9 protein-coding genes (1 of these 9 running past the window's edge) are annotated in these 12,935 nt (G+C 71.7%); 7 read left to right on the top strand and 2 right to left on the bottom strand.

The annotated features are described in order from the left end of the window. Positions 1 to 651: 651 nt before the first annotated feature. The gene (locus D474_RS0124885) at positions 652 to 1,296 is read right to left on the bottom strand and encodes a TetR/AcrR family transcriptional regulator (RefSeq protein WP_026118782.1); all 645 of its coding nucleotides are present in this window, start codon (positions 1,294 to 1,296) and stop codon (positions 652 to 654) included. 115 nt (positions 1,297 to 1,411) lie between these two features. Between D474_RS0124885 and D474_RS0124880 the strand changes: the two genes are divergently transcribed. From D474_RS0124880 to D474_RS0124865, 4 genes are all read left to right on the top strand, one after another. Continuing rightward, on the top strand, positions 1,412 to 2,395 hold the full coding sequence (locus D474_RS0124880) for a hypothetical protein (protein ID WP_040704420.1): 984 nt from the start codon (positions 1,412 to 1,414) through the stop codon (positions 2,393 to 2,395). Beyond that, entirely contained in the window at positions 2,392 to 3,663 is a 1,272-nt protein-coding gene (locus D474_RS0124875) for a methyltransferase family protein (RefSeq protein WP_017616192.1), read from the top strand. The genes D474_RS0124880 and D474_RS0124875 overlap by 4 nt, the downstream gene beginning before the upstream one ends. Before the next feature lie 124 nt (positions 3,664 to 3,787). Further along, the gene (locus D474_RS0124870; protein ID WP_017616191.1) at positions 3,788 to 5,968 is read left to right on the top strand and encodes a protease PrsW; all 2,181 of its coding nucleotides are present in this window, start codon (positions 3,788 to 3,790) and stop codon (positions 5,966 to 5,968) included. 116 nt (positions 5,969 to 6,084) lie between these two features. After that, positions 6,085 to 6,951 carry an SAM-dependent methyltransferase gene (locus D474_RS0124865; RefSeq protein ID WP_017616190.1) on the top strand — a complete coding sequence of 289 codons (867 nt, stop codon included), beginning with the start codon at positions 6,085 to 6,087 and terminating at the stop codon, positions 6,949 to 6,951. A 312-nt stretch (positions 6,952 to 7,263) separates the two neighbouring features. Here D474_RS0124865 and D474_RS0124860 read toward each other — a convergent pair whose 3' ends face one another. Continuing rightward, positions 7,264 to 9,600, bottom strand: a complete 2,337-nt coding sequence (locus tag D474_RS0124860; RefSeq protein WP_017616189.1) for a molybdopterin-dependent oxidoreductase — start codon at positions 9,598 to 9,600, stop codon at positions 7,264 to 7,266. Between the two features lie 139 nt (positions 9,601 to 9,739). Between D474_RS0124860 and D474_RS0124855 the strand changes: the two genes are divergently transcribed. From D474_RS0124855 to D474_RS0124845, 3 genes are all read left to right on the top strand, one after another. Beyond that, a complete protein-coding gene (locus D474_RS0124855) occupies positions 9,740 to 10,687 on the top strand; it encodes an HpcH/HpaI aldolase/citrate lyase family protein (protein ID WP_017616188.1) in 948 nt (315 codons plus the stop codon). 145 nt (positions 10,688 to 10,832) lie between these two features. Further along, a complete protein-coding gene (locus tag D474_RS0124850) occupies positions 10,833 to 11,528 on the top strand; it encodes a response regulator transcription factor (RefSeq protein ID WP_017616187.1) in 696 nt (231 codons plus the stop codon). Positions 11,529 to 11,533: 5 nt separating this feature from the next. Beyond that, positions 11,534 to 12,935: the 5' portion of a sensor histidine kinase gene (locus D474_RS0124845; RefSeq protein WP_017616186.1), read on the top strand. Its footprint extends 35 nt past the window's final position; only the first 1,402 of its 1,437 coding nucleotides appear in the window; the start codon lies at positions 11,534 to 11,536; the stop codon falls past the right edge of the window.

Below are 12,935 nucleotides of genomic sequence, written 5' to 3'. Positions count from 1 at the left end.
CTGTCACCCCTGGCCTCAATGCTCCGCCGGGAGTGCGCGGGGCCCGGAGGCCGTCCACACACCCACGCGCCCCCCGACACTCAATGCCCAACCGGGAGTGCGCGGGGCCGAGCAGTTCGCCGTCGCAGGAGCGAGCCGCCATGCCCACGCCGCAAGCGTTGGTCGCAATGGGGCCACCCCAGGGGGTCGGCCTTTTGGGCCGTGGCCCTTGGATCCCGTTCCTTTGGGCTGCCAGGGGGCCTCGGGGGTGGAAGGGGGTTCGTCGGTGCGGGTCGGGTCAGCCCGGCCAACAGGGCCGGAACGCACACCCCGAGGCGCCAGGGACCGACCCACCACCACACCCGCACCGTCCCGCCGAGAGAACGAGTCCGGGGGTGGCGCCGACGCGGGTTGCGAAACGGCCCGGCCGGGTTAGGATCCCGGCCCCCGACGAACCACCACCCCCGAGGCAACACCACAGAACACCCCACACCCGGAACCGGACCCGTCATTCAGAACACCCGCCCCCGCGAAGGCCCCAACATGACCCAGTAGGGGGCGGTCGGCAGAGCCCGGTCGGCAGAGCCCGGTCGATGGGGCCCTGCCGGAAGAGCGCGGTCGCGCGCGATCCGTGCTCGGTGTCCGCGCCGCGGGCACCAGAGCGTGCAGGGCTCAGATCTCCGCGCGCCGTTCTCCGGCTCCGGGGAGCCGCAGGGTGAGGAGTTTGGCGCGCGGCGCCATCGCTCCGGCCAGGTCGAGCACGGCCTCGGTGCGGCTGTGGTCCTCGTCCAGGACTGAGAAGAGGTTGACGCCCAGGTAGTAGGTGATCGCGGCGTTGGCCACCTCGCGGGCCGGGAGTATGCGGCCGAGCGCCGACCCGCCCAGGACTCGGTTCCAGTGCCGTTCGATGAAGGCGATCCAGGGTTCCGCGCGGGTCCTTATCTCCGGCCGCAGCTCGGGTTGGGTGACGGCCGCGGCCACGAGCTCGGAGAACTCCGTGATGTACCCGCGTTCCAGGTCGGTGCGGTAGATGCGTGTGGCCGCCTCGACGAGTTCCTCGAGCGTGCGGGCCTGCCCGGCGAGCTCGTCGTACATGCGCATGCGCTCGTCGCTGGAGCGGTCGAGTGCGGCCAGGAGCAGTTGGTCGACCCCGCCGAAGTGGTAGAAGACCAGCGCGGAGTTGGCTCCGGCGCGGGTCGCGATCGCTCGTGCCGAGGCGCCGGCCCTGCCCTCCTCGCGCAGGGCCTCGCCCGCGGCGGTGACGAGGCGGTCCCTGGTCTCGGCGCTGCTCCTGCGATTGCCGCCGCTCTTGGCCATGGTCTTCCCCTTGAACTCTTCTGTGGGCCCGTGCATCATACGGTTTAATCAACTGATTAAATCGAGCGATGAGGATTCGGGCGGGCGTTGCGGCCCCCTGGGACGAGGAGCCGACATGAGTCCACCCGGACCGGTGCCTGCCGGTGAGCGCAGCGCGAGGCTGCTCCTCGCGGTTCTGGTCACGGCCCTGTTCGCCTTCCTTCTCTGGCTGCGTGTGACCGGGTTCGGGGCGCTGGACCAGACCGCGCTGTTCTACGTCGGGCTTCCCGCACTCCTGACCGTGCTCGTGGTGCTCTTCGCGCGCCCGCGCAGCGCCGTCGGCATCGCGCTGGCCGTCCTGACCGTCGCGCTCCTGCTCGCCGGCCCGCTCCTGGGCGAAGGGATGGTGTGCCTCGTCATCGCAGCGCCCCTCCTGTACGGGGTGACCGCGCTGGTGGCCTGGTTCCTGGTCCGCGTGACCGGCGGGAACGACGACCGTTCCACCCACGTGTTGGTCGCCCTGCCGCTGTTGATCCTGCTGACGGCCGAGGGCGTCGGAGGCTTCTCCCTGCTGCCGAGGGAAGGGCAGGGCGAGGGCGGACGTGTGGTCGCCGCCGGGCCCGAACACGTGGCGGCGGCGCTGGCCGCGCCGCCGGAGTACGGCGAGCCCGAGGCCCTGTTCCTGCGGTCGGTCCCCTTCCCCGAGCCTGTCGAGGCCTCCGGCGAGGGCCTGGAGCCCGGCGACGTCCGGCACGTGGCTTTCACCGACCGCCGTGCCCTGCGCCCCGGCGCCGAAGCCGAGCCCCGCCACATGGATCTCGAGGTCGTGCAGAGCCACACCCACGCCTACGGAGGACGCGTCGTCTTCGCCGTCACCGACGACACCGCCTTCGACCGCTGGATGAGCATGCACGGCGCGGAGGTCGTCTGGGAACGTTCGGCCACGGGAGGTACCCGCCTCGACTGGACCCTCGAGTACGAGCGAACCTTCGAACCCTCCTGGTACTTCGGTCCGGCGCAGTCGTACGCCACCGACCTGGCCGCCTCTTACCTCGCCGACACCTTCGCCGAGGCCGCGCTCGAGCAGGCCGACCTCGAGCAGACCCGGGAGGAACGGTGACCGGCGTGGACACGGCGGAACTGCCGGCGCTCGCGATCCGTGGTGCCGCCCTGTTCTTCCCGCTTCTGCCGCTGATCGCCCTGTGCCTGTTGCGTCCGCCCGGACGCCGGGAGACGGCCGCGATGATCGTGGCGACCGCGTGGTCGCTGCTGGCGCTCGTCCCACTCAACCTGGTGGCTCTGCACATCGGTTGGTGGGACTTCCACGCGGAGGGCGCCGTGTGGCAGGGGATCCCGGTCGATCTCCTGCTCGCGTGGGCGGTGTTGTGGGGAGCGTTGCCCGCTCTCGCGCTCCGGTATCTGCCTGTTCCGCTGCTGGTCGTGGTGCTGGTCTGGTTCGACACACTCTTCATGCCCCTGGCCGAACCCGTCGTCGTGCTCGGTCCGTGGTGGGTGCTCGGGGAGCTGGCCGGAACCGCCGTCGGTCTCATCCCGGCGCTGCTGCTCGCGCACTGGACCCTGCGGGGCACGCTCGTGCACACGCGAATGTGGGCGCAGGCGTTCCTGGCGCTGGGGTTCATGGTGGTGTTGCCGGTTGCGGTGGCCGCGCCCGAGGTGGCCGGGCTCTCCGGCCCGGTGCTGTCCGCGGCGGTCCAGGCCCTGGCGCTCGCGTCCCTGCCCGGCCTGGCCGCGGCACGGGAGTTCGCGGCGGTAGGGAACGGAACCCCGTTGCCCTACGATCCGCCCGCGCGGCTCGTCACCAGCGGACCGTACGCGTACGTGCGCAACCCGATGCAGGCGACCGTGGTCTGCGTCTACCTCGTGCTCGGCGTGCTCCACCCTGTGTTGTTGCTCGGGGCGGTGGTCGCTCTGGCCTGTGCAGCCGGGTTTGCTGCGTGGCACGAGGGCGCGCAGCTGCGCGCGGCCTTCGGCGAGCGGTGGGAGCACTACCGCCGCGGGGTGCGCCCCTGGGTGCCCCGGTGGCGTCCGTGGCCCGACCGCGCGGAAGGGGCGTTGTACGTGGCGGCGGAATGTTCCGTGTGCCGCGAGGTCCGTGCGTGGGTGGAGGCCCGCCGTCCGGTGCGGTTGCGCGTCTCTCCGGCCGCCGACCACCCGGAGGTCCTGTTCCGGCTCACCTACGAGGACACCCTCGGGAACCGCTGGAGCGGGGTCCGGGCCCTCGCTCGCGCCCTGGAGCACGTGAACCTCGGCTGGGCGCTCGTCGGGTGGGCGCTGTCGCTGCCCTTGGTACGGCACGGTGTGCAGCTGTGCACCGACGCCTTCGGCGGCGGCCCCCGTGCCTCCCGTCCCGAGACCGTCGCCAGGTAGCAGCACTGCGGGCGGGCGTGGTCGCGGGCCGAGGGCCGCGGCTATGCTCGGGCGGGCCGCCCGGGGCCGGAACGCCCCGGAACGAGCGGCAGCGTCGTATTCTCCCCCCGGTACGAGGACCCACATGGAAGACCAGGCGATGCTGACCCGCGACCTCGTGTTGCGGGTCTGCGCCGGCCCCAGCGAGCTCGACCCCGCGTGGATCCGCGCCGACGGCAAGGTCACGACCCCCTTCCTCGTGCCCCGGGACCGCAATCTCGTGGAGGCGGTCATCGATGCCGGGCGTGCCATGGGTGTCGACCGGCTGCTGGTCTGCCGCACCCGGTCGCAGTACTCCTACGAACCGGTCACACAGATCCCCCTCAACGCCGACGTGCTCATCGACCTCGTGCGAGGGTGGGGACGCGAGCCGACCGACTTCCTCGTGTGCGTGGAGGACTTCTCCGCGGCTGTGCTGGTCACGTCCACGGAACTCACCGTGGCCGCCGGTCCTGCCGACTTCGTGCGCGAACTCGTCGGGGCCGACATCCCCCAGGCCCGCCGCCGCTTCGGGAACCGGGCCCGCGCCGAGGGCGGCCCCGAACTCCAGCGTGCCGCGCAGGTCTACCAGTGCCTGCCCGCGGGCGCCAAACACGCCCGCACCCCCCGCGGTCCCGGCCCCGACCTGGACGAACGCCTCGCTCGTGGTGTCTCCGGGATCCGTCGGAACTCGCCCGGGGCCGCACGCGCCGGCAGGGCCCTGCGCGGCGCGTGGAGCTGGCTCATGGTCGCCGCGCTACTGGTCGTCCCGTGGTTCCTCCCCGGGCTCGGCGTGGTCCTGCCCGCCCTGCTGACCGTCTACGTCCTGCTGTTCCAGCTGGCCTGGCTCTCCCGCTCGCGTACCGTCTCCTTCGCGACCCTGTTGCGCTTCACCGCCGTCGGGTTCGTGCTCGTGTGGCCCCTCGCCCTCGCGGAGGGTGCCCTCGCCGGCGCGCTCGGGGCCGACCCGGCCGGGGTGTACGCCCACACCTACATCGCCGTGACCGTCGAGGAAGTGGGCAAGCTCGCCCCGCTCCTGCTCGTGTTCGTGCTCGCGCGCCGCAGGGCCCGCCGCATGTCCGCCGTCGACCACCTGTTGCTCGCGGCCGCCACCGGTGCCGGACTCCAGCTCGCCGAACGCCTCTTCGTGCAGATCCCGCCCGGCTTCGACGGCCCCGTGACCACGGGCGGGATCCTGCTGCCCGGGAGCGCGCTCGCGGTCGGACCCGAGGAGGCCCTCACCGTCTTCGCCGGCCACGCCGTCACTACGGGGCTCGTCGGCGGTGCGCTCGGCCTGGCGGTCGTCGGACACCGCGGATGGCTGTGGAGCCTGCCGGTCCTCGCGGCCACCGTTTCCTACCTCGACCACCTGGCGTTCAATGCCCGGGCCTCAGGTGCGGCGCTGCACCCGGCGACCGAGGCCGTGCACACCCTGTTCGGCGGCGGATCGCTCACCGTCCTCTTCCTGTTCCTGGTGCTCGTGTGCGCCGTGGCCGCCGACCACCGGCTCATCGCGACCGCCGCGGAGTCCACCCCGCCCCTGCCCGGACAGCCGCCCCTCGCGCCGCTGCGCCGCTGGACCCGCGGACGCTCGGTGGCCTGGCGCGTTCGTGTCCCGGCCGACATCGCGCCCGCGTTCCGCCGCATGGCCCTGTGGTGGGTGGAACTGCCCACCGTCCTCGCCACGACCGTGTCGGCGATCGTGCACGAATTCACTGTCGCGCTCATCGCCCTGCGCCGCGGCCCCGCCGCCTACTGCGACACCCTGCGGCTCCTGCGGTGGCGCCGTGCCAACGCGATGGGGGAGGCCCGTTCCCGCGGCCGCGCCTGGCGCCACTACCCGTCCGAGGACGAACTCACCCGGGACGCCCGCGACGTCGCGCGCCGCATCGGTCTGGCCGCGACCGGCGGGATCACCGGGGGCACCTCCGTCGTCCTCGCGCTCGTGCTCGCGCTGATCGGTCCGTGGCCGGAGCCCGGGCCCGCTCCCACCGACGGTGGTGCCTACGCGCTGAGTGCGTACACACACCTGGAGTATTGGCTCGCAGGACTCGGAACCGCCGACCTCGCGTGGTCGGGGGTGGCTCTGACCGCGGTGGTGAGCCTTCTCACCATCGGCAACGGAGTGCCTCACGCACACCCTCGCGCGGGCTCGTTCCTGCGCACGCCCACGGCCAACACCGGAGCCGTTCTCGGCATGCTTGCCCCCGGTCAGGTGGGGTACGCGGCACCCAGTCTCCTCGGGCTCGTGCTGCCCCGCGGCATTGATCGACTTCTGTACCGATGAGGCCCCGTCCGGTGCCTGGTTTCCGGCTTTTCATGAACTCTTCGCACGAGAAGTCTGGACTCAGGCACGTACTGTCACCTTCAATGGATGAGGCTTTGTCAGCTAGAGACAGGAGAGTGACCATCAAACGGCCGGACGTTGCCCCCGAGTATTCGACCGCTGTCCAGACCGCACGGGAGTACTACAACAGCTCCGACGCGGACACCTTCTACTACGAGATTTGGGGCGGGACCGACATCCACGTCGGGCTCTACCGCGGTGTGGAAGGGCTGACCGACACCGACGACATCCCCAAGGCCAGCGCGAGGTCCGTCGAGCGCATGGCCTCCCACATCGGCCCCGACAGCTCCACCAGGATCCTCGACGTGGGTGCTGGCTACGGAGGATCCGCCCGTCACCTGGCCAAGGAGTTCGGCTGCAAGGTGACCTGTCTCAACCTCAGTGAGGTCGAGAACGAGCGCAACCGCCAGGCCAACCGCGCCGAGGGGCTCGACCACCTCATCGATGTGGTGGACGGCTCCTTCCAGGACCTCCCGTTCAAGGACGACAGCTTCGACGTGGTCTGGTCCCAGGACGCCTTCTCCCACAGCGCCGACCGGGACGGCGTCGTCAGGGAGGTCGCCCGGGTGCTGGTGCCCGGGGGTCGGTTCATCTTCACCGACCTCATGGCCGACGACGACACCCCCGTGGAGACCCTCGGGCCGATCCTGGAGCGGCTGCACCTGACGTCCATGGGCACGCTCGGCTTCTACCGGAAGTCCACTGCCGATGCGGGCTTCAAGGACCTGGGGTTCGACGACCTCAGCAAGCAGCTGCCCATCCACTACGGACGAGTCCTGGCAGAGACCGAGCGCCGTGACAGCGAGCTCACCGGGAAGATCAGCCCTGACTACCTGAAGAAGATGAAGGCCGGACTGCGCGAGTGGGTGAAGCGCGGAGAAGCCGGCGACCTCGTCTGGGGTATCCACCGCTACCAGCTGTGACCCTCTCCCCTTCGTCTCCGTGAGACGCGGGCGCGGCCGAGTACCGCGACCCCTGCGGGCCTGGAGGCGACACACCCCAACTGTGGGTACGACCTGACCGGTGGACACGTGTGACCGGTATCGGCCCACGAAGGGGCGGGCCCACGCGATGGGCCCGCCCTTTCAGCGTGAAGACACGGTTGTCGGCAGACGCTGCTCGGTTGCTGCGTTGCCGCGGCCACGGTCGGGTGGGAACCCGGTCCCCCTCCCGACCTGCCCCCGGGCGGCCGATCGGAGGACCGCGTCCGACGCCGGCGGGCGGCCCCGCCCGGCTCACACCCCGGTGACACCGTGCGGCGGCTCGAAGGCCCGTACCGGGGGCAGACCGTCCTCCGGCCCGGCGAACCGCTCCAGCCGCACCCGCGTCAGCTGGCCCGTGCACCCCTGGCTCAGTGCCGAGGTCCCCACGTCCTCCGTGATCGCGTTCGGGTTGCCGTGCGCGCAGTCGACGTCCGGGGACGAGGGGTCGTACCAGGTTCCGGTCGACAGCTGCACGATGCCCGGGCCGACCGCGTCGCTCACCACGACCCCGGCCAGGCAGGACCCCACTGCGCTGCTGACCCGCACCACGTCGCCGTCGTCCACACCGTGTCCGGCCGCGTCGTCGGGGTGCAGGCGCAGGGGAGCGCGGCCCCGCACCTTCTGCGACCTGCTGTGCGCGCCCATGTCCTGCTGGCTGTGCAGGCGCCCGCTCGGCTGATTGGCCACCATGACCAACGGGAACTCACCCGTGCGGTCGCCCACCGACGGGCCCGCGAACCACACGGGGTGGCCGGGGCAGTCCTCGTAGCCGAAGGAGTCGATGGTGGAGGAGAACAGTTCGATGCGCCCGCTCGGGGTGCGCAGTGCGTTGCGGTCCGGGTCCGCGCGGAACTCGCCGAGCAGTGCCTCGTCCTCGACACGACCGGGCATCTCCACCCGGCCCTGGGCCCAGAAGGTCTCGAACGGTGGGACCTCGATGTCCTTGCGCGCCACCATCGAACGCCACTGCTCGTAGATGTGTCGCAGCCACTGGGAGCTCGTACGGCCCTCGGTGAAGCGTTCCCCGGAACCCAGGCGCTCGGCGAGGGCGGCGAAGGTGTCGTACTCGTTGCGGGCCTGCCCGTGCGGCGCCACGGCCCGCGGCATCGTGCGCACGCTCAGGTCGCCCCGGCTCGCCGCGATGTCGTCGCGCTCGAGCGTGGTGGTCGCCGGGATGACGATGTCCGCGTGGCGGGCGGTCGCAGTCCAGTGCGTCTCGTTGACCACGACGGTCTCAGCGCGCCCGAACGCCTTGGTCAGGCGCTTGAGGTCCTGGTGGTGGTGGAAGGGGTTGCCGCCTGCCCAGTACACCAACCGCAGGTCGGGGTACCGGCGGTCCTCACCGTCGAATCGGTAGGCCCCGCCAGGGTGGAGCAGGGCATCTGCGATGCGCGTGACCGGGATGAACTCCGAGACGGCGTTGTCGCCCTGCGGCAGGCGGGGCAGCCCCAGGGGCGTCGACCCACCGCCGTAGTTGCCGATCGAACCGTAGCCGCACGCGAACCCGGTCCCCGGCAGGCCCACCTGGCCCAGGCAGCACGCCAGAGCCAGCCCGGCCCACAGCGGCTGTTCGCCGTAGCGGGCCCGCTGCACCGACCAGCCCACGTTCACCAGGGTGCGCTTCTCGGCCATCCGCCGGGCCAGCTCGCGGATCTCGGCTGCGGGCACACCGCTCACCCGCTCGGCCCACTCCGGGGTGCGGGCCAGGCCGGGGCGGTTGCCCTGTTCGTCCCGGCCGCCCAGCACGTAGGAGCGCACGACGTCGGCGCCCTCGGTGTAGCGGTCCAGGAACCCGGTGTCGGCGAGGTCCTCGGTGAACAGCACGTGCATGAGGCCGAGCATCACCGCGGTGTCCGTGCCCGGACGTACCGGGACCCACTCGGCCTTGACGTCGTCCGGCATGTCGTCGCGCAGCGGGGACAGTGACACGTACTGCACGCCCGCGTCGGAGGCGGCGCGCATCGACGGCCCCGCCGTCTGCGCGGCACGCCCGCCCGACGTGTTCCACGTGTTCGAGACCCGCAGGCCGCCGAAGGACACCAGCAGCTCGGTGTGCTCGCGGATCTGCGTCCACGACGGGGCCCGGTGCAGCATACGGTTGGCGATCGGCGTGCCCAGGATCCGCGGGAAGAGCACCTCGATGGCGCCGTGGCTGTAGGTCGTGCGCGAACGTGTGTAACCGCCGATGGAGTTCAGGAACCGGTGCACCAGGCTCTGCGCGTGGTGCACGCGGCCGGCGCTGCCCCAGCCGTAGGAACCCCCGTAGATCGCCTGGTTGCCGTGCTCGGTGCGCACCCGGTCGAGTTCGCGCGCGAGGAGGTCCAGGACGGTCTCCCACTCCACTTCGACGTAGTCGTCCTCGGGGTCGCCCCGGCGCGGGTCGGGGCCGGGACCGTGGTCCAGCCACCGGCGCCGCACGGTCGGGCGCGCGACACGGGTGGTGTGGTGCTGCGCGTCGGGCACGTTCTGCATGATCGGGGAGTGGGCGGGGTCCTCCTGGTTCGGGCGCACGCCCACCACCCGGCCCTCGTCCACGACCACCTGGTAACTGCCCCAGTGCGCGTTGGTCGGGTGTGACGTCACGGCCATGCCCCTGCTCCCCTCGAAGACGTCCCGCGGGCCCGAACAGGACCCGGAACTCACTCTATGCACTGCCCGGTGCCACCATGGGGCAGGCGTTCCGGTCCGGGACGAAGACGAAGACGCTGTTACGGAGTGGTGGCGGAACATGGCTGAACTCAGGTCGCGCCGGTCGGTCCTCGCGGTCCCCGGGTCGAACCCCCGGTTCATCGAGAAGGCGCGCGGGCTCGACGTGGACGCCTTCTTCCTCGACCTGGAGGACGCCGTCGCGCCCGCGGAGAAGGCCCTCGCCCGCGAGACCGTCGTCGCCGCGCTGAACGAGGGCGGCTGGGGCGGCAAGATCAGGTCCGTGCGTGTGAACGACATCTCCACCGAGTGGTGCTACCGCGACGTCATCACCGTCGTGGAGGGTGCCGGGGCGAACGTCGACGCCCTCGTCCTGCCGAAGGTCACCGCCGCCCGCGACGTGGAGTGGCTCGACACCCTCCTCACCCAGATCGAGCGCGCCAACGGGTTGCCGGTCGGGCGCATCGGGATCGAGGCGCAGATCGAGGACGCCCGCGGGCTCGTCGACGTCGACGCGATCGCCGGCGCCTCGCCGCGCGTGGAGACGCTCGTGTACGGGCCGGCGGACTTCATGGCCTCCATCAACATGAAGTCCCTGGTCGTGGGGGAGCAGCCGCCCGGTTACGACGTCGGTGACGCCTACCACTACGTGCTCATGCGCATCCTCATGGCGGCCCGCGCACACGACGTGCAGGCCATCGACGGGCCGTACCTGCAGATCAAGGACGTGGACGCCTTCCGCCGCTCGGCCGGGCGCACCGCCGCGCTGGGTTTCGACGGCAAGTGGGTGCTGCACCCGCTGCAGGTCGAGGCGGCCAACGAGGTGTACGCGCCCAGCCAGGCCGACTACGACCACGCCGAGCTGATCCTGGACGCCTACGAGCACGCCACCACCGTGGACCGGCGCGGGGCCGTGATGCTGGGCGACGAGATGCTCGACGAGGCGTCCCGGAAGATGGCGCTCGTCGTCGCCGGCAAGGGCCGGGCCGCCGGCATGGAGCGCACGGAGGAGTTCGACCCCGGCGTGTGAGGGATACGGGGCTCACGCTGCCCGGTGTACGGCCCCGGCCATGGGCTCCTGCCCGGGTGACCTCGGCCTTCACGGTGAACTGACCTCCACCGGGGTCTCGGCGAGCTCTTACCGGCCTCTCACCCGGATACGGCAGCATGGCGCCATGGAACCCACGCCCACCGTGCTCGTAGCCGACGACGACCGTGCGATCCGGGACTCCCTGGAGCGCGCGCTCCAACTCGAGGGCTACCGGGTACGGACGGCCGAGGACGGGGTGCGCACCCTCGCCGAGGTGCACGCCGAACCCGTCGACCTGCTCGTGCTCGACGTCATGATGCCGGGCGTGGACGGGCTCGGCGTGGCGAGCGTGCTGCGGGCCGAGAACGACCGCACACCCATCCTCATGCTCACCGCGCGCGTGGAGACCCCCGACCGGGTCGCCGGGCTCGACGCGGGCGCCGACGACTACCTCGCCAAACCGTTCGAGCTCGAGGAGCTCCTCGCCCGCCTGCGGGCCCTGCTCCGGCGGGCCACCCCGGCGACCGAGGCCGGCGAGGACGGTCCGCTGGCCGTTCGGGGGCTGCGCATCGATCCGCGGGCCCGCCGCGTGTGGCGGGACGAACGCGAGGTCGAGCTGTCCAAGACCGAGTTCGACCTGCTCGAGCTACTGGTGCGCAACGCCGGCATCGTGCTCGACCACACCACCATCTACGACCGGATCTGGGGTTACGACTTCGGCCCGGAGTCGAAGAACCTCGCCGTCTACATCAGTTACCTGCGCCGCAAGCTGGAGGACGACGGGCCACCGCTCATCCAGACCGTGCGCGGTGTCGGGTACACGATCCGACCCGAGGGGTGAGTCCCGTGACCGCTCCGGACACCCGGCGCTCAGAGCACCACCGTCAGGGTGTGCTGCTGAACCCGCGCTGCTGGCGCCTGGGCACGCGCTTCGCCGTGCTGTTCGCGCTGGTCTCCGCCGTCACCATCGCCCTGGTGGGGTCGCTGGCCTACACCACGGCGGCGACGCTGATCCGCACCGACGTGCAGAACGAGTTCGAGCGGACCGTCGGGGAGGTCTCCGACGCGGTCGTGGACCGGTACGAGCGCGACGGGGGGCTGGGGCGTTCCGGGGCGCTCATCGTGCCCGGCGGCCACTCGCAGGTGCAGTACCTCGGGCCCGACGGCAGCCGGACCGTGGCCGTCGCCGATCAGGGCACGACGGAGATACTCCAGTTCCCTCCCGCCCAACGGGACCTGGACGTCGCAGGGGCAGAGCAACCCGGCGAGGTCGACATCCGCGAGGCCGAGGCCGACGACCAGCGCCTGAGGCTGGCTACGGTCTCCCTCGGGGACGAGACCGGGGCCGTGCAGCTCGTGCAGCGGATCTCGCCCACCGAGAGCATCATCGACCGTCTGGCCACCCAGATCCTGTGGGTGGGGCTGTTCGTGGCCCTGTGCGCGGCCGCGGTGGGCTGGTTGGTCGGCCACCGCATGACGGACCGGCTCGTGCGACTGACCGACGCCGCCGAGTACGTGAGCTCCACCGGGCGCCTGGACCCGGTCGCGCCCGACAGCGGCGGGGGAGAGACCCGCAACGGCATCGGCGGGCACGACGAGGTGAGCCGGCTCGGCGACGCCTTCAACGCGATGCTCGCGCGCCTGACCCGGTCGAAGGAGGAACAGCGACGCCTGGTGCAGGACGCCTCGCACGAGCTGCGCACGCCATTGACCAGCCTGCACACCAACGTCCAGGTCCTCGGGAACGCCGACCGCCTGAGCCCGCCCGCGCGGGACCGGCTCATCGACGACCTGCAGGGGGAGACCCGCGAACTGACCGGGCTCGTCAACGAGCTCGTCGGCCTGGCGACCGGGGACCACGAGGACGAGGACATGGTGTCCGTCTCGCTGCGGAACGTGGCCGACCGGGTGGCCAAGCGGACCAGTCGGCGTACCGGGCGGGACATCGTCGTGGACGCCGACGACAGCGTCGTGTGGGGCAGGCCCGGTTCGCTGGAGCGCGCGCTGGCCAACCCCGTGGAGAACTCCGCGAAGTTCGACCCGGACGGTGCGTACCCGATCGAGATCCGGGTGCGCAAGGGCGTGATCGAAGTACTGGACCGCGGCCCCGGCGTGGACCCGGAAGAGCTCGGGCGGGTGTTCGAGCGCTTCTACCGGGCGACGGAGGCCCGCGGGCTGCCCGGTTCCGGTCTCGGGCTGTCGATGGTGAGCGAGATCGCCCGCGCGCACGGGGGCGACGTGTTCGCCC

The organism is Nocardiopsis salina YIM 90010 (assembly GCF_000341025.1).
In the GTDB taxonomy this organism is placed as follows: Bacteria; Actinomycetota; Actinomycetes; order Streptosporangiales; family Streptosporangiaceae; genus Nocardiopsis; species Nocardiopsis salina.
Note: the sequence above shows the minus strand (reverse complement) of the source record. Positions and strands in the feature narration are given on the sequence as shown.